The following is a 17,793-nucleotide window of genomic DNA, read 5'->3' on the forward strand; positions in this document are numbered from 1 at the left end:
TTGGTTTAATGATTTTAAAGTTAAACATTATTCCCAAATGGGAAGTTTTTGCCAAATTTGGGTTCGTTACAATTCGTCTTAAAAAAAGTACGGTTCGGTTACTTGAAGTTTTCCAGTTCAAACTTCTGATGCATTTTTGCAACGTAATCATCAACCTGCCCTGAGCGACTTGTACTGAGCGAAGGCGAAGTAAGTCGAAGGGTCAATAAGTAACAATCAATCAAAAATGAAAAATCTTCTAACCATTCTTATCTCAGTTTTAAGTCTGCAATTGCAAGCACAGAGTGTTATTAATGGCACGGTCACCACTACTAAAGGCTTACCCATAAAAGGTGCAAATATCTATTTGGAGGGCACATACGACGGTAGCACGTCAGATGAAAACGGAACCTTTTCGTTTTCAACATCGGAAACAGGGACCCAAACCTTGGTAATTTCTTATTTGTCTTATGAAACGTTTAGAATGGTTGGGGATATTTCCTATATGAAAAATGTTGTGGTCAAGTTAAAAGAAGATGTCAATACCTTGGATGCCGTGGTGCTGTCTGCCGGTACATTTTCTGCAGGCGACAATAGCAAGGTGAATGCGCTAAAACCATTGGATGTGGTAACTACGGCCAGTGCTTTGGGTGATTTTGTGGGCGCATTGCAAACCTTGCCAGGAACAACCACGGTGGCTGAGGATGGACGCTTATTTGTACGTGGGGGCGATGCCAACGAAACCCAAATTTTTATTGATGGTATCCGGGTATTTACGCCCTATACGCCCACCACCAACAATGCCCCAACACGAGGCCGCTATTCCCCATTTTTATTTGACGGGATAACCTTTTCCACGGGTGGATACTCCGCGGAATTCGGACAAGCCCTATCCAGTGTGTTGCTGTTAAATACAGTGGATGAGCCCGATCAGGAAAAAACCGATATCGGCATTATGAGCGTGGGCGCTACCCTCGGGAATACCCAAAAATGGAAAAAAAGTTCCATCAGCGTCAATGCATCTTATATTAATTTGGCGCCTTATAATGCCATTTTCCCTAACAGAAATGAATTTATCAAGCCTTTTCAAACTGCCTCGGGGGAAGCCGTGTTCCGCAGAAAAACCAATTCTGGTCTATTTAAACTTTATGGTGCTTTTGATACCAGCAGTTTTGAGATTGTTCAGGAAGATATCAATATGCCCGAGGGGCAATACATCAAATTGAACAATAATAATTTTTATTTGAATGGATCGTATAGCGGAAAGTTAAACGATACTTGGAGTATGCAAACGGGGCTGAGCTACACCAATGCCAAAAACAAAACGAATTTTGGTGTAATAGATATCCGTGATACCGAAAACTCGGTTCATGCCAAGCTAAAGTTCAAAAACCGCATCAGTAATCGCTTCAAGCTCTATTTTGGCGGGGAATATTTTGCAACGGATTTTGATGAAACATTCAATGACGATACCATCACAAATGCTGAATACGGGTTTGACAACAATATTGCCGCAATTTTTGCCGAAGCCGATATTTTTATCTCAAAGAACTTGGCTTTTAAAACTGGGGTACGCACCGAATATAGCGCACTTTTTGAAAATTTTACTTTGGCTCCTAGGGTATCCGTGGCCTATAAAGTTTCAAACAAAAGCCAATTGTCTTTGGCTTATGGCGATTTTTATCAAAACCCGGCCAGCAATGTTTTGAAGTTTAATCAGAATTTTAAACCCCAAAATGCGAGTCACTATATTTTGAATTATCAATATAACTCCGACCGAAAGATTTTTAGGGCAGAGGCTTATTACAAAAGCTATGATAATTTGGCTAAGTATGATACGGATTTCCCGAATTTTCAAAGCAATTTTAGCAATGATGGATCTGGGTTTGCAAAGGGTATAGATTTCTTTTGGAGGGATAGTAAAAGCATTAAAAATGTGGATTATTGGTTAAGTTATTCCTACTTGGATACCAAACGGGACGACCGCAATTTTCCTGAAAAGGCCCAACCCAATTTTGCCAATACCCATAATTTTTCCGCAGTAGCGAAATATTGGATTGACGATTGGAAAAGCCAAGTGGGTTTTAGTTATGCCTTTGCATCAGGAAGAACATTCACTAATCCCAACAACCCGGGGTTCTTAAACGATAAAACAAAATCCTTCAATAGTTTAAGTGTAAATTGGGCCTATTTAATCAGTCCACAAAAGATATTGTATGCATCGGTAAATAACATTTTAGGCTTCCGAAATATCAACGGCTACCAATATGCCAACACTCCCGATATGAACGGTAATTTTAATCGACGGGCTTTGAGGCCGGCTTTAGACCAATTCTTTTTCGTAGGCTTCTTTTGGACCATCAGTGAGGAAAAAACCAGTAATCAGTTGGATAATCTGTAATTGATGGAAACATTGCTTCGGAATTAAATGCAACTTTTGTAAATTGTCTCAACTTTAAATCAAAAGTACTATATGGGACAGGTAATTACCTTTGGGGAGGTATTGATGCGCATCTCGCCCCGGGGACACAAAAAATTTATTCAATCCAATATGGTGGAATTTTTCTTCGGAGGCACCGAATTGAATGTAGGCATTTCCATTGCCAATTTTGGGGGTAAAGTAAAGCATATCAGTTTAGTATCAGAGGATTTTATTGGGGATGCGGCACTATCATATATTCAGAAATTTGGAGTTTCTACAACTTCGATTGGTAGATCCAAACAGCCATTAGGCGTGTATTTTTTAGAAGTGGGTGCGGTGATGCGTCCAAGTAGCATATCCTACAACCGCTCGCATTCAGCATTCTCGGAGATTGTACCAGAGAGGGTCGATTGGCCCCACGCGTTAAGAAAGGGTAGTTGGTTTCATTGGACGGGTATCACCCCGGCTTTGTCTAAAGGGGCCTTCGAGACACTTTTGCAGGGTTTAAAATTGGCTCGGGAAAAAGGGATGGTAGTTTCTGCGGACCCTACCTATAGAAGTGGTTTGTGGCAGTATGGTAAAAACCCGAAAGAGGCCTTAACCGAATTGTTGCACCTTTCTACCATTTTTATTGGTGGTATGGATGAAATCAACGAGGCTTTGGGAACGGATTTTTCGTATTCCAACGACGATTTTATTGAAGCCTCAAAAATGCTCATGGAAAAGTTTCCATCCATTGAAAAGGTGTTTGATAAAATACGGACATCGGTCAATTCCTCATGGCATAAAATACGTGCCCGAATGTGGAACGGATCTGAATTTAGGGAAACTACTGATCTGGATATCACTCATGTTGTGGATCGCATCGGTACTGGCGATGCCTTTGCCGCTGGCCTAATTTACGGCTTGCAACACTACGGTGATTATGATGCCATGGAATTTGCCAGTGCCGCCTGCGCATTAAAACATACCTACGAAGGGGATATTAACCACACCACAGTGAAAGAGGTAAAGGGTATTTTGGGAGGTAATACCTCGGGGCGGTTTGTGCGATGAGTTTTAAACGTATGAATCTGGCGAACATAAATAAATTGGCAATTATTATATCCTTTTTAATTCAAGTTTTTTGATTCGCGATCTAATTGCTCCATTTGTCCTGCCAAAATGTTGTGAAAGCTCCCGGATGCTTATGCCATCATAATACATTGTTATTAACTTTTCATCTAAGTCACTTGTCCAAGGTCGATATGCTTGCAGATGTTTTTTTCTGATTTTTTCAACCGAATATGCCTTTTCTCTAAAAATGTCCTGTTCAGGGACTGTAGTTTTGGTATTTTTGACCAAGGCTTTTTCTTCTTCGCTTTTAACGGGTGTGATGTGAATTTTTGAAGACCTGGGGAAATTTTTTGGCATTAAAGTTTCGGGTATGTGAATACTATTCTTCGTTCTTGTGATGGCAACATACAATAAGTTGATTTCTTCATTTATTTTTGAAATTTCAACAATGCCTTTTTTGATGTCCAGCTTAAGTTTTTCAAGCGTGTCCTCGGTAATAAAATCGTTTACCAGTTGAATAGCATCATATTCCATCCCTTTGCACCTATGTACTGTCGAGAAAATAATTTCAGCTTTACTTTTGTCATCACCATCTATGTGTTTGTCTTTTATTCTTTTTATAATGTTCGGGATTTTATTTCCGTATTTCCGAACGATTTCCAACATTAATCCTAACTGAACATCATCAGTTTTTTCAATATAATTTTCCAGCTCACCAAGGCTTTTCATTTGTTTAATAAGCTTGTCCTTGATGCGTCTATACCTCCTGTTATATAGGTTTAAAATGTCATATAATGAAGCGCCTTCATCAGCATATGTGTATGAATTGATGTTCCCTTCAAAATAGATGTGCTTTATTTTCTTTTTCTCAGTGGCATATTCAATTGCTTTGAGCAATAGGCCGAGATTTGTTCGTGCAAGTATCGCTTTGGAACTGTGAATTTGGGTACTGCCTTTTCCCTTTATTGAAAAATCAATATTGTTGTTTATGTGCTTTTTCCATTTCAAAACTTCCACAGAAAGGTTTGCAACGTCTTGATTAAATCGAAAACTTGTCGATAACTGATAAGTTTTAAAATCGGTATTTTCCAAAGAATTGACGGCATGTCGCCACCCATAAATTTGTTGATGGGTATCACCAACAATGACTTTGGTTGCATTTTGTTTTAGAAAAACATCAAGCATTGCAGGGGAGGCATCCTGTCCTTCATCGAAAAGGATGTAGTCAAAATCAAGTTTTGGGTTCGAGAGCTGGAACTTTTTGAGGTAAAAATCATGTGTTATTTCTATTTCCCCACTATCCATTTTGCTCAATAAAAGCCTTGTGTTTTTTTCAATGTAGTTGTAGAAAGTATTGATAAAATTTCTAGCCTTAACGTCAAAAACAACATCGAGGTAATTTAAGTCTTTGATCTTGGGTGTATTGCTATTGCAAAAATATGAGGCAAACTTGTTTATGTGATTGGCTAAAATGTACTGAATGTGTTTTTCTCCATCCGACCTGAGTTCCAGAATATCAGCTACCTCGTAGGTCTTTAAGCCTTGGGGTCTGAGTTTATAATTATGTTTGAGCACTGTTTTTTTGAAAGCCAAGGAGTGTGCGGTTTCAATTGTAACGTTTGTGGCTCCTTTTTCTTGGAATTTTTTCAGGGCTTCCAATTTAACCGACTTATTAAAGGCTAGATAGAGTATTTTACTTCTTGGAGGACGCGCTTTTGCATATTCTATTAATGTGGTTGTTTTCCCAGAACCCGCTACGGCGTTTATTTTTATATTGCCGGTTGAATTGATTATTTTGATTTGCTCTGCAGTTAATTTCAATAGTCCAAATAATTAAGATAGTTTCGATAAATACCACTACTTTTCTTTCGTAATGGAATATACTAAATTCTATAAATTTTAGAAACAAAAAATCCCAACAGCATCACTGTCGGGATTATAATATTTCAAAGATTCCTGCTTGCGCAGGAATTTTTTAATCCTCCACCAAAACCCAATCGCCTTTGGCGATTAATGGTTCGGCCTGTTTGTATTTTAAGGTTTTGTTTTCACCGTTTAATACATGCTTGATGGTAACCCGGTCGTTACGGCCAATTTTAGGTCGGTCGCGTACGATGGTTTCCACTACCTGTTGTTGGCGTTGGGTATTCCCCGCGGCCCTGTTTTGTGCCGAGCGCTCGTCCAAATTCGGGATTTCCTCTTTTGAGGTTTCCACTTTTTCGCGCTTTCTGGCTCTGGCTTCTTGAATCGTGTCTTGCGTTTCCTGTGGCAGTTCCCCTTTAAATAGGAAGGAAATCACATCCTTGTTCACGTCGTCAATCATCGCTTTAAAGAGTTCAAAGGCTTCAAACTTGTAAATCAACAACGGGTCTTTTTGCTCATGCACCGCCAATTGCACGGACTGCTTTAATTCGTCCATTTTGCGCAAATGGGTTTTCCAAGCATCATCGATAATGGCTAAAGCGATATTTTTCTCAAAATCGGTAATCAACTGTTTACCTTGGGTTTCGTAAGCCTTTTCCAAATCGGTGACCACATTCAAACTCTTTACCCCATCCGTAAATGGCACTACGATACGTTTGAATTTATCACCCTGGTTTTCATATACATTTTTAATCACCGGGAAAGCCAAGTCAGCATTGCGCTCCATTTTTTCGCGGTAATGCTCAAATGCTGTTTTGTATATCGTAGATGTAATTTCCTGAGCGGATAGTTTTCCAAACTCCTCCTCGGAAATTGGTGAACTCATCGAGAAATAACGGATCAATTCAAACTCAAAATTCTTAAAGTCGTTCGCGTCTTTATTAGTTTGGGCAATGCCTTCCGAAGTGTCAAAAATCATATTCGCCAAATCTACACGAAGTCTTTCCCCGTGTAAAGCATGACGGCGACGCTTGTACACCACTTCACGTTGCGCATTCATAACATCATCATATTCCAACAAACGCTTACGTACCCCAAAGTTGTTTTCCTCCACCTTCTTTTGGGCTCGCTCAATAGATTTTGAAATCATGGAATGCTGAATCACTTCGCCTTCTTTCAATCCCATGCGGTCCATCATTTTCGCAATACGCTCACTACCAAACAAGCGCATCAAATTATCCTCAAGCGATACATAAAACTGGGAGCTACCCACATCCCCTTGACGACCAGCACGACCACGTAACTGTCTATCCACACGGCGTGAATCGTGACGCTCCGTACCTACAATGGCCAAACCGCCAGCGGCTTTTACTTCATCACTCAACTTAATATCAGTACCACGACCGGCCATGTTGGTGGCTATGGTTACTTGGCCTTTTCTACCAGCCTCATCTACAATTTCAGCTTCTTTTTTGTGCTGTTTTGCGTTCAAAATGTTGTGCGGAATTTTACGAATGCTCAACATTTTTCCTAGCAATTCCGAAATCTCAACCGAAGTGGTACCAATCAACACCGGACGACCGGCATTGGACAATTGGGTTACTTCGTCAATTACGGCATTATATTTTTCACGTTTTGTTTTATATACCAAATCCTCTCTATCATCACGGGCAATAGGTCTGTTGGTTGGGATTTCAACAACATCCAATTTGTAGATCTCCCAAAACTCACCAGCCTCAGTTACTGCTGTACCCGTCATACCAGATAGCTTACGGTACATTCTAAAGTAATTCTGTAAAGTAACCGTAGCGAAGGTTTGTGTGGCATCCTCAATCTTTACATTTTCTTTGGCCTCGATGGCTTGGTGCAATCCGTCCGAGTAACGACGTCCATCCATGATACGGCCAGTTTGCTCGTCCACAATCATCACCTTGTTGTCCATCACCACATATTGAGTATCCTTTTCAAACAGGGCATAAGCTTTCAGCAATTGGTTCAGGGTATGGATACGTTCGGATTTTACACCAAACTCTTTAAATAGCTCTTCTTTTTGAGCCGCTTCTTCCTCTTTTGAAAGTCCTTTTTCTTCGATTTTGGCAATTTCAATACCAATTTCTGGCATTACGAAAAAGTCAGGATCGTCCTTACCAGAAAGGTAATCCACGCCTTTATCGGTCAACTCTATCTGATTGTTTTTCTCATCGATCACATAATACAGTTCCGCATCCACTTTTGGCATTTCGCGGTTGTTGTCCTGCATGTAGAAGTTCTCGGTTTTTTGAAGCAATTGCTTTACGCCTTCTTCAGATAAAAACTTAATCAAGGCTTTGTTCTTCGGAATCCCGCGATATACGCGCAACAATTGAAAGCCTCCTTCTTTAGTGTCGCCTTCTTTGATTAGCTTTTTTGCTTCGGCTAAAACACCAGTTAAATATTTACGCTGTACGCTAACGATGTCATCTACCTTAGGTTTTAATTCGGTAAATTCATGGTGGTCTCCTTTTGGAATTGGTCCCGAAATAATCAATGGTGTACGGGCATCATCCACCAAAACAGAATCCACTTCATCCACAATTGCATAATGGTGCGGACGTTGTACCAAATCATCTGGCGAGTGCGACATATTATCCCGTAGGTAATCAAAACCAAATTCATTATTGGTTCCGTAAGTGATATCTGCGTTGTACGCTTTTTTACGCGCAGCGGAATTGGGTTGGTGGTAGTCGATACAATCCACGCTCAATCCGTGGAACTCAAAAATCGGTGCCATCCATGCGCTATCCCGTTTAGCCAAATAGTCGTTTACCGTCACCAAATGCACACCTTTTCCCGCTAGAGCATTCAAATAAACAGGTAATGTAGCCACCAATGTTTTACCTTCACCCGTTTGCATCTCCGCAATTTTTCCTTGATGTAATGCAATACCGCCAATTAGCTGTACGTCATAATGCACCATATCCCAAGTAATTGGTTTCCCGGCAGCATCCCAGGAATTGGCCCAAGTAGCACTTTCTCCATCTAAGGTAACATAAGTCTTTTCACCTGATAAACTGCGGTCAAACTCATTGGCTGCCACAGTAATTTCGGTATTATTTACAAAACGCTTTGCGGTTTCCTTTACTACGGCAAAAGCCTCAGGCAAAATATCGTTCAGCACGCCTTCGGTCACCTTATAAGCATCATCTTTTAATTGGTCAATCTGCTCATAAATATCCTCGCGGGCGTCAATGTCTTCAGTGTTTTCGGCTTCTTCGGTAAGACTGGCAATCCGATCGCTAATCTCCTTTGTCGCTTCGGCTATTTTCGCCTTAAATTCGGCTGTCTTTCCCCTTAATTCGTCATGCGATAGAGCCTCAAGCCCGCTTTCAAAGGTCTTAATTTGGTCCACTATCGGTGTAATGGCCTTTACGTCCTGTTTCGATTTGTCTCCAACAAATACTTTTAAGACTGAATCTAATAAACCCATGTGATTTTATTTTTATGTTATCCTAGGCTCTGCCTAGCGCTATATCTACTTTAATTATGTGCTCAAAAGCGTATCCAAAGATACATTTTGTTAAGCGTTTTGCTCCCAAAAGGATACAAAAAAAGCCTCAAATCGAGACTTTTTAACTAATCTTTATGCTTTATGTTTAATATTCATCTTCGTTCCAAAGATAATCCTCATCCGTTGGATAATCAGACCAGATTTCCTCAATCGAATCATAAGAATCACCTTCATCCTCGATAGACTGTAAATTCTCGACCACCTCCAAAGGCGCACCAGTTCTAATGGCATAATCAATCAATTCATCCTTTGTCGCTGGCCACGGCGCATCACTTAAATACGATGCTAGTTCTAAAGTCCAATACATTTCTTGTACATTTAATTTTTTGCAAAAATAATTTTTTAGTTCAAACAGACAAGAAAAAAATGAAATATTTAAATCATTAATAAAAAGAACGTCTCTTACTCTACTCAAACATTTGAAATTATCTTTGCCATGTTAATAATAGCGCAACATAACAGCTTTTCTGAATTTTATTTTGGGCGTTACCACAAGGGGCGGGCTTTCACTACTCGCTCTCTCCGAGGAGCTCAAACATATAGCCTGCGCTGAGCGCAGTCGAAGCGTTCAATCCCTAACGCGGAACCCACCCCTCGCCCCTCCAGGGAGGGGAACACCACTCTGCTTAAAAAAGTGGGCATCAGTGTAAATTCGAAACTGCTATTTAAGAATTCCAAGGGCTTAAATTCCGTTGCACTAAACTTCAAACTTCAAACTTCAAACTTCATGCTTCGCGCTTCCAGCTTTACTTCTTCTCAGGAATCCATTTAATTTCATTTGCTTGCAAGTCGTACGACAACTTCCGTGCCAATACAAAAAGGTAGTCAGAAAGGCGGTTAAGGTAAGTTAGGGCATTGGGTTCGAAGGGTTCCAGTTCATTCAATGCCGAAGCCAATCGCTCAGCACGCCTACAAACGCAACGGGCAATATGACAGAATGACACGGTTTGATGTCCGCCAGGCAACACAAAGTGTGTCATCGGGGGCAAAGCCTCATTCATTTGGTCCATTTCCTGCTCCAAAAGTTCAATGTCGCTCGAGGTGATTTTCTCAATATTCAAACGCTCTTTGCCACTTTTTAAAACTGCTTTTTCTGGGTCGGTAGCCAAAATGGCCCCTACGATAAATAGTTTGTCCTGAACAGTAATGAGCAACTCTTTGTAATGCTCGTTGATATCCTGGTCACGAATCATTCCTAAGTGGGAGTTCAGTTCGTCCACTGTGCCATAACTGTCAATCCTAATATGGTGTTTTGGCACACGCGTGCCTCCAAAAAGTGCGGTCGTGCCTTTATCTCCTGTTTTTGTGTAAATCTTCATATAGCGAAGTTATTGCATTTCAAAGAGTTTTACAATGTATTCTGAGCCCAGAAGTGTTAATATCTTCTTGATAAATTCAGGAATACCGCAAAAATGCTGTTGCTTTTTGTAGGTAATTTATTGGTTGAAACATCAAATTCATCTAAAAGCTAAACGATATAACTCCTAATTTATGAAAAAAACTACTTTACTTTTATTTTTTATTTCTTTGTCGTGTTTTGTTGACGCTCAGTCCTTTATAGGCTATTTGTCCGATAATTACAGCGGTGTCCATGGCCTGATTTCAAACCCGGCCAATATTGCGGACTCCAGACTAAAACTGGACATTAATTTGGCTGGAGCAAGTGGCTTTGCGGCTAACGATTATTATGGCATTAATATTTTTGATTCATTTAAGGATACCTACAGTTTCAATACCGACCCCAAAAAAACTCCTACTAATGACAATAATGGGCTTGGAAATATTGATGTGCTGGGGCCGTCGGTAATGTTCAGCCTTTCGGAGAAAAGTTCCATTGCGGTATTTACTAGGGGAAGATTTTTTTTCAACGCTAATGAGCTCAATGGAAATTCTATCGAATCGTTGGATGATGAGGATGTTGCTGATTTCAATATTAATGAGGGCAATTTTGATTTCCTAGCCAATGCATGGGCAGAAGTTGGGATAACCTATGCAAGAGTGATTTGGGATGACCGTCAGAACTTTTTAAAAGGGGGTGCCTCAATCAAATATTTGAAAGGCATGGGGAGTATTTATGGCGTAGGCAATAATGTTACCATAAATTACGACGAAGACGGTACCGACCTCGGTGGCGGACAGACGACGGGAAGTATTTCATCCACGGGGTTTATCAACTACGGCCGATTTGACGAATTTGACAACGATAATTACGAATATGAGGTTCCGGATAATGCCTCTGGTTTTGCTTTCGATGTAGGATTTGTTTACGAATGGCGCCCAGACTACTATGACTACAGGTCGGGCGGTGCCTTCAAAAATGAACGTGCTTTAAACAAATACAAGTTAAAATTAGGGTTGTCTATAACCGATATTGGTTCCATCAACTATAAAGATGGCATCAAGGAAGGCTACAACATTACCAACACAGGGGTGAGCGAGGACGAGTTTGATAATGCTGACGATATTGGGGATTTTTTGAACAACTTTTATACGCAGACGGACGCTGGGGTAGGCTATGATGTCGATCTTCCGACCGCATTGCATTTTAACGCGGATTATAATTTTAATGGTAAGTTCTATTTAAACCTGAATACGGATTTTTCGGTAATGAAAAAAAGTAGAAAAACAGCCAACCGCGTGGCGAACAATGTGTCGCTCACCCCACGATATGAAAGCAAATGGTTTGGGTTTTATCTGCCACTGACCGTGGTTGAGGGTAGCGGTTTCAGAATTGGTGCAGGCTTGCGTGCAGGGCCATTGTATTTGGGCTCTGGTTCCATTATATCGGCGTTTGCTAGTGATAACAACCGACAGGCGGATGTTTATGCCGGTTTAAAAATTCCGTTCTTCCATAAAGACTCCAAGGATAAAGATGGAGATGGCATCTTGGATAAATATGACGATTGTCCTTCAAAACCTGGTCCTGTTGAAAATAACGGTTGTCCTTGGGGCGATAAGGATAAAGATGATGTTTTGGATAACGAAGACAAATGTCCAGATGAAAAAGGACCTGCCGAAAATAATGGATGTCCATGGACGGATACTGACGGGGACGGTATTCCTGATAAGGATGACGTTTGTGTCAACACCCCTGGCGATGCTGAAAACAATGGTTGTCCGAAGAAAGTTATTGAAAAGGTTCAAAAGGATTTGAACGAGTACGCTAAAGTAATTCTGTTTGATTACGGTACGCCGGTAATCAATCAAGAATCTTATGAGGTATTGAACGACATCGTTAAAATATTAAAAGAATACCCAAATGCTAGATTTATGATTGAGGGGCATACAGATAGCACAAGTAGTAGCGGATGGAACCAAAGGCTGTCGGAAAACAGAGCCAATTCTGTGCTGAAGTTTTTGGTGGACAATGGCGTAAATCCATCAAGGTTGACGGCCAAAGGCTATGGTGAGACCAAGCCAATTGCTCCAAATGACACCAAAGAAGGTAGGGCACTGAACAGAAGGGTAGAGATCAATTTGATTAAATCTAATTAATATTAATACAACTGGTTAACAAATCCCGGGGCATTTATGTTCCGGGATTTTTTTGCCTGATATTCAGTGATATTTTGAAGGAAACCATCAATGAATCAACATTTTGTGCATTTAAACGATTATTAATTAGATTTTTTCACCAAACATTTACCTTTAAGTAACCAAATAGATTGCTATGAAAAAAATTACCTTGCTGGCCATGCTCCTTTTAGGTTTTCAGTGGCTTCAATCCCAATCTTACCTCGGGTTTCTTACGGATAATTACAGCGGTATCCACGGTGTAATTTCAAATCCCGCTAATATTTCGGATTCAAATTATAAAGTGGATGTCAACCTAATTGGCGTGAGCACGTTTGTTGGGAATGATTATTATGGTGTCAATGTGATGGATGTGTTCAAAGACGAGTATGATTTTGATGCAGACGCCAAAAAGTCGCCTTCCATGGATAATAATTTGGGGTTGAATACCGATGTTCTGGGACTTGCATTCATGCTGAATCTCAATCAAAAAAGCTCAATCGCTATATTTTCAAGAGCACGCTCCTTTGTGAATATTAATGAAATTAATGGTGAAACTGCCGATGCATTGGATGATAAAACCACCGAGGATTTCAATGTGAACGAAGGTGATTTCTATGGGTTTGGTCACGGTTGGATTGAGGTAGGGGCGACTTACGCCAGAACCCTTATGGATAACGGACAGCACTTCTTAAAAGGGGGCGTCTCGGTTAAATATCTTCAAGGCGCAGGGAGCGTTTACGCTATGGGACGAAACGTTATGATTGCGTATGATGCCGACGGTACCGATTTAGGAGGTGGTGAGACCACTGGTAGTATTTCTTCCACAGGGGAAATAACCTATGGGCGCTATGACGACTTTGATGCTGAAAATTACGATTACGAACTACCCGATGCTACAGGAATTGGGGGAGATATCGGGTTTGTTTACGAATGGCGACCTGATTATGCCAATTCCAGTTCAAATGAAAAAGGCACTAATAAATATAAGTTGAAGGTCGGACTTTCCTTAACCGATATTGGAAAGATAAGCTATGATGACGGTTTGGCCGAAACGTACAACATTACTAATAGTGACGTGAGCGAAGAAGATTTTGAGGATGCCGATAGCGTCGATGATATTTTGAACACTTTTTATACCTTGACCGGTACCCAGAGGGGTGTCGAGGCTTCTTTGCCAATGGCGGCACATTTGAATGTGGATTTAAGTTTAAGCCCAAAATTCTATATCAACGCCAATGCGGATTATTCGCTAATTTCAAATGGCTCTGAAAACGCCAATCGCATTTTAAATACGGTTACGCTTACCCCAAGGTTTGAAAGCAAATGGTTCAGTTTTTTTGTGCCACTGAGCTATATTGAATATAACGGGTTTCAAGTAGGGGCAGGGTTGCGTGCTGGCCCACTATATGTTGGCTCTGGGGCATTGATTTCGGCATTCACGAATCAGGAAACTATGGGGGCTGATGTGTATGCGGGCTTAAAAATTCCGTTGTACCAATCTCGCAATAAAACTTTTAAAAGTAAAAGAAGCCAAAAAGGCGATTATGATGGAGATGGTGTTGCCGACAAAGATGATAAGTGTCCTGAGGACGCCGGGCCTGCTGAAAATAATGGCTGTCCTTATTATGATAAGGATGTGGATGGTGTTCCTGATCATCTTGATAAGTGTCCGAAGGAATATGGATCACCTGATAATGGTGGCTGTCCCAAGAAAAAGACAGAAAAATAGGGTAGGTTCCGGATTTTTTGGCTTTATAGTCGAATTCTAAAATGTTCCTTACCCTGCTCTTTACGAAAAAATACAAACCCCCAATGAAAGGTGTCAATGGTAACAGTGACTTTTGGGTGCTGTTTGATAATTTCCCAAGCTTCTGTCATCCCTTTTGACCAGTAGATGTCGTCAAAAATAAATACGGAATCGTTATGGGCGGTTGGCAATAAGGTTTCAAAATAACGTATTGTGGCTTCTTTTTGGTGATTCCCGTCAAAGAAGATTAAATCGAATTTATTAGTTGCTAATTCTCCAACAACTTTGTTGAAATCGGCATTGATAAATTCAATTTCATTGGACAGATTTTGATTTAAAATATCTTTTGAAAAATTATGAAGATTTGGGCATCCTTCCACTGTTGTGATTCTTGCATTTGGTTGTCCGATACCCATAGCATGGGTGCCTATACCCAAAGACGTTCCGAGTTCCAATATGTGATTTGGTTTGAAATATTCGGATAAACGAAACAATAATTTTGCCCGTTTTAAAGGCGTACCCGATGTTTTTGCGATTTTGGTAACGTGCCTTTCGGATTGCTTCATTTTTTTTGAACCCGGCCCCAAATCATGGACTTTAATAAACCTGTCGGTCCGAAGCAATGAAGATTTATACTTCGCTAGACTTCCGTAAGAAGGATACTCTTTTTTGTCATAAAAACATTGTGTTACCAAATCAAACACAAAAGGGGAGTGCACACCGTGCTGATTGGTGGACTTGAATAAAAACTTTATATATTGAATTAATTGGTACAATTTCAGTTTCGAGTTTCAGGTTTCAAATTTGTGGCTTAAACATGATTTTTATAGTTGGAATTTGGAATTTAGTTTTTGGAATTTTTACACGTTTCCTTTGCGCCTTCGCAACTTTGCGAGAAACATCATTCTTCCAATTTAGCCGACAACTCAAACCAGCGTTCTTCCTTGGCTTCAATCGTATCAATAATTTTCTGGAGATCTTCAGACAGCTTGTTAATTTCGTCTTGAGTTAAATCCGGATTATTGAATTTATTCTCTAACTCCTTTTTATCATATGCCAACGAATTTAACTTACTTTCAATATTGCGCAATTCCTTTTCTTCATTAAAAGACAATTTTGAGGCCTCGTTTTCCTTCCAAGAAGTTTTGTTTTTTTTGTCTTCTGAAGCATCACTCGAAACAACAGGTTGGCTGTCTTCGTAAATCCTATAATCCGTATAATTCCCTGGAAAATCTTCAATCACCCCTTCACCTTTAAACACAAATAAATGGTCCACGATTTTGTCCATAAAATAGCGGTCATGGGACACCACAATTATGCATCCTGGAAAGTCCAAAAGGAAATTTTCCAAAACATTCAAGGTGACAATATCTAAATCATTGGTGGGCTCATCCAAAATCAAAAAGTTTGGGTTTTGAATCAACACAGTACACAAATACAACCGTTTTCGTTCGCCACCGCTCAGTTTTTCAACATAGTCGTACTGTTTTTTTCTGCTGAACAGAAAGCGTTCCAACAATTGTTGCGCACTAATCTGCCTGCCTTTTTTCAATGGAATAAAATCCCCAAACTCACGAATGACATCTATTACCTTCTGTTCAGGCTTTATAGTAATACCGCTTTGGGTGTAATAGCCAAATTTTACAGTATCACCCTTGACCACTTTGCCACCATCTGGTTTTGCGGTTTGGGTAAGTATGTTTAGGAAGGTGGTTTTTCCAGTGCCATTTTTTCCAATAATCCCAACACGCTCACCTTTTTTAAAGGTGTAGTCAAAACTATTGAGTATCACTTTATCCTTAAACGCTTTTGAAACTTTATGGAACTCGATAATCTTGCTCCCGAGACGTTCCATGTTAAGTTCCAACTGCATTTGATGGTCCTTCCTGCGCTGATGGGCTTTGTGCTTGATTTCGAAGAAATCATCAATTCTGGATTTGGATTTTGTGGTACGCGCTTTAGGCTGTCGGCGCATCCACTCCAATTCCTTTTTAAAAAGCTGTTTTGTTTTTCCGGCTTCCACTTCCTCACGTTCTTTGCGTTCCTCCTTTTTTTCGAGATAATAGGAGTAGTTTCCTTTATAACTATACAGTTGCCCGTTATCCAGTTCAATAATTTCGTTACAGACACGCTCCAAAAAATAGCGGTCGTGTGTTACCATAAAAAGCGTTATGTTTTCCTTGGCAAAGAAATCCTCCAGCCATTCTATCATTTCCAAATCCAAATGGTTGGTAGGCTCATCCAAAATCAGCAAGTCGGGCTTATTGATAAGAGCATTGGCCAAAGCCAATCGCTTTTTTTGTCCACCAGAAAGTGTGCTCACTTTTTGGTTTAAGTCCTCCAATTTTAATTTGAAAAGAATCTGTTTGTAGAGGGTTTCAAAATCCCATGCCTGATGCTGTTCCATTGCATCGAATGCCTTTTGGTAGGCATCCGTATCTTCTGGGTTCAAGAGGGATTTCTCGTAATCTGAAATAATTTTTAAAACCGGATTATCACTGGCTAAAATGGTGTCTTCAACAGTAAGGGATTTGTCAAACTTTGGGTCTTGGGACAAAAAGGCGACTTTGATGTTTTTGCGATAAATAACGGTGCCAGAATCTGCAGTATCGTCTCCAGAAAGGATATTTAAAATAGAAGTTTTGCCAGTGCCATTTTTAGCAATAAAAGCTATTTTTTGATCTTTATGCACACTAAATGAAATATTTTCAAAAAGTGTGAGTTCTCCATAGGATTTTGATATGTTTTCGACCGTTAAAAAGTTCAAAAGAAAGTTTTTTGCAAATAACGGATAAAAAACCAAAAAATCCGATTAAAGTTTTATTATTCACGATGAAAGGTTATATTTGCTCAACTCAAACCCCTAGGAATGAAGCGATTTATTTGGTTTAACCTACTAATTTTTGGCGTGTTATTCTCCTCATGTATCACCAATAAAGATGTGGTGTATTTGCAAGATAAAGGTACTGTGGTAGATGATGCATCCCAAATTCAGGCTTTAGTTAAACCTTACCGGGTGCAGGTTAATGATATTTTGAGTATCAATGTTAAAGCATTGGACAATGAATTAACGGCTATTTTTAATCCGGTTGATGGCGCAAATCAAGGGACTAGTCAAGGGGGGTTGTATTTCAACGGTTTTACGGTAGATTTACATGGAAATATTGAGTTTCCTATTTTAGGCGAAATCAATGTTTTGGGGTTTACTGTTGAGGAAATTGAAGATAAGGTTGAAAACGAACTATTGAACAACTATTTTAAGGAAACGGCTGAAATATTTGTAACTGTTAAACTATCCGGATTGCGTTACACAGTTACCGGAGAGACAGGCGGCACGGGAGTTTACACCTTGTTTCAGGACAGAGTTAATATCATTGAGGCTTTGGCCAATGCCGGGGATATTAGGACAACGGGTGATAGAACGGATGTATTGGTCATAAGGCAATATCCTGATGGGCAAAAGATCCATCATATTGATCTAACAGATATTGCGGCCATGAAATCACCTTATTATTTCATCCAGCCTAATGATATTATTTTGGTTAAGCCTTTAAAGCGCAAAGTACTGGGAGCGGGGGAAACGGCAACGCAAACTCTACGTACTGTGGTTTCCATTTTTTCCGTGTTGGTTTCAACATATTTCTTAGTTCAAAACCTTTAACA

At 40.0% G+C, this 17,793-nt stretch carries 11 protein-coding genes; 5 read left to right on the top strand and 6 right to left on the bottom strand.

The window, feature by feature from the left end:
* Positions 1 to 226 precede the first annotated feature (226 nt).
* Together ACFSR8_RS14255 and ACFSR8_RS14260 are read left to right on the top strand one after the other, a co-directional pair.
* Positions 227 to 2,380 carry a TonB-dependent receptor gene (locus ACFSR8_RS14255; protein ID WP_380293179.1) on the top strand — a complete coding sequence of 718 codons (2,154 nt, stop codon included), beginning with the start codon at positions 227 to 229 and terminating at the stop codon, positions 2,378 to 2,380.
* A gap of 72 nt (positions 2,381 to 2,452) precedes the next feature.
* A complete protein-coding gene (locus tag ACFSR8_RS14260) occupies positions 2,453 to 3,457 on the top strand; it encodes a sugar kinase (RefSeq protein WP_380293181.1) in 1,005 nt (334 codons plus the stop codon).
* A gap of 45 nt (positions 3,458 to 3,502) precedes the next feature.
* Here the strand turns inward: ACFSR8_RS14260 and ACFSR8_RS14265 are convergent, their stop codons facing one another.
* The 4 genes from ACFSR8_RS14265 to ACFSR8_RS14280 form a co-directional block, all read right to left on the bottom strand.
* Positions 3,503 to 5,278 carry a UvrD-helicase domain-containing protein gene (locus ACFSR8_RS14265; protein ID WP_380293183.1) on the bottom strand — a complete coding sequence of 592 codons (1,776 nt, stop codon included), beginning with the start codon at positions 5,276 to 5,278 and terminating at the stop codon, positions 3,503 to 3,505.
* A 154-nt stretch (positions 5,279 to 5,432) separates the two neighbouring features.
* Positions 5,433 to 8,786 (bottom strand): preprotein translocase subunit SecA, encoded by a 3,354-nt coding sequence (gene secA / locus ACFSR8_RS14270; RefSeq protein WP_380293185.1) that lies wholly within the window; start codon positions 8,784 to 8,786, stop codon positions 5,433 to 5,435.
* 166 nt (positions 8,787 to 8,952) lie between these two features.
* Positions 8,953 to 9,174: a DUF2795 domain-containing protein gene (locus tag ACFSR8_RS14275; protein ID WP_019387375.1), complete on the bottom strand. Its 222-nt coding sequence runs from the start codon at positions 9,172 to 9,174 to the stop codon at positions 8,953 to 8,955.
* 439 nt (positions 9,175 to 9,613) lie between these two features.
* Positions 9,614 to 10,186 (bottom strand): cob(I)yrinic acid a,c-diamide adenosyltransferase, encoded by a 573-nt coding sequence (locus tag ACFSR8_RS14280; RefSeq protein WP_380293188.1) that lies wholly within the window; start codon positions 10,184 to 10,186, stop codon positions 9,614 to 9,616.
* A 172-nt stretch (positions 10,187 to 10,358) separates the two neighbouring features.
* Here ACFSR8_RS14280 and ACFSR8_RS14285 point away from each other — a divergent pair, with 172 nt between their 5' ends.
* Both ACFSR8_RS14285 and ACFSR8_RS14290 read left to right on the top strand, forming a co-directional pair.
* The gene (locus tag ACFSR8_RS14285; RefSeq protein WP_380293190.1) at positions 10,359 to 12,362 is read left to right on the top strand and encodes a DUF5723 family protein; all 2,004 of its coding nucleotides are present in this window, start codon (positions 10,359 to 10,361) and stop codon (positions 12,360 to 12,362) included.
* 175 nt (positions 12,363 to 12,537) lie between these two features.
* The gene (locus ACFSR8_RS14290; RefSeq protein ID WP_380293192.1) at positions 12,538 to 14,112 is read left to right on the top strand and encodes a DUF5723 family protein; all 1,575 of its coding nucleotides are present in this window, start codon (positions 12,538 to 12,540) and stop codon (positions 14,110 to 14,112) included.
* 23 nt (positions 14,113 to 14,135) lie between these two features.
* On the opposite strand, the gene ACFSR8_RS14295 is transcribed toward ACFSR8_RS14290, so the two are convergent.
* Together ACFSR8_RS14295 and ACFSR8_RS14300 are read right to left on the bottom strand one after the other, a co-directional pair.
* Positions 14,136 to 14,696: an O-methyltransferase gene (locus tag ACFSR8_RS14295; protein WP_380293194.1), complete on the bottom strand. Its 561-nt coding sequence runs from the start codon at positions 14,694 to 14,696 to the stop codon at positions 14,136 to 14,138.
* Positions 14,697 to 15,031: 335 nt separating this feature from the next.
* Positions 15,032 to 16,897, bottom strand: coding sequence for an ABC-F family ATP-binding cassette domain-containing protein (locus tag ACFSR8_RS14300; protein WP_380293196.1), 1,866 nt, complete (start codon positions 16,895 to 16,897; stop codon positions 15,032 to 15,034).
* A gap of 102 nt (positions 16,898 to 16,999) precedes the next feature.
* Between ACFSR8_RS14300 and ACFSR8_RS14305 the strand changes: the two genes are divergently transcribed.
* Positions 17,000 to 17,791 (top strand): polysaccharide biosynthesis/export family protein, encoded by a 792-nt coding sequence (locus tag ACFSR8_RS14305; protein ID WP_380293198.1) that lies wholly within the window; start codon positions 17,000 to 17,002, stop codon positions 17,789 to 17,791.
* The last annotated feature ends 2 nt before the right edge of the window (positions 17,792 to 17,793 follow it).

It is taken from the genome of Hyunsoonleella rubra (assembly GCF_042684665.1).
Taxonomy (GTDB): Bacteria; Bacteroidota; Bacteroidia; order Flavobacteriales; family Flavobacteriaceae; genus Jejuia; species Jejuia rubra.

Excerpts from the sequence above, each read along its gene's own strand:
- ACFSR8_RS14285 (WP_380293190.1), top strand. The coding sequence starts at position 10,359 with ATGAAAAAAACTACTTTACTTTTATTTTTTATTTCTTTGTCGTGTTTT.
- ACFSR8_RS14255 (WP_380293179.1), top strand. The coding sequence starts at position 227 with ATGAAAAATCTTCTAACCATTCTTATCTCAGTTTTAAGTCTGCAATTG.
- ACFSR8_RS14290 (WP_380293192.1), top strand. The coding sequence starts at position 12,538 with ATGAAAAAAATTACCTTGCTGGCCATGCTCCTTTTAGGTTTTCAGTGG.
- ACFSR8_RS14295 (WP_380293194.1), bottom strand. The coding sequence starts at position 14,696 with ATGAAGCAATCCGAAAGGCACGTTACCAAAATCGCAAAAACATCGGGT.
- ACFSR8_RS14260 (WP_380293181.1), top strand. The coding sequence starts at position 2,453 with ATGGGACAGGTAATTACCTTTGGGGAGGTATTGATGCGCATCTCGCCC.
- ACFSR8_RS14305 (WP_380293198.1), top strand. The coding sequence starts at position 17,000 with ATGAAGCGATTTATTTGGTTTAACCTACTAATTTTTGGCGTGTTATTC.
- ACFSR8_RS14280 (WP_380293188.1), bottom strand. The coding sequence starts at position 10,186 with ATGAAGATTTACACAAAAACAGGAGATAAAGGCACGACCGCACTTTTT.
- ACFSR8_RS14275 (WP_019387375.1), bottom strand. The coding sequence starts at position 9,174 with ATGTATTGGACTTTAGAACTAGCATCGTATTTAAGTGATGCGCCGTGG.
- secA (WP_380293185.1), bottom strand. The coding sequence starts at position 8,786 with ATGGGTTTATTAGATTCAGTCTTAAAAGTATTTGTTGGAGACAAATCG.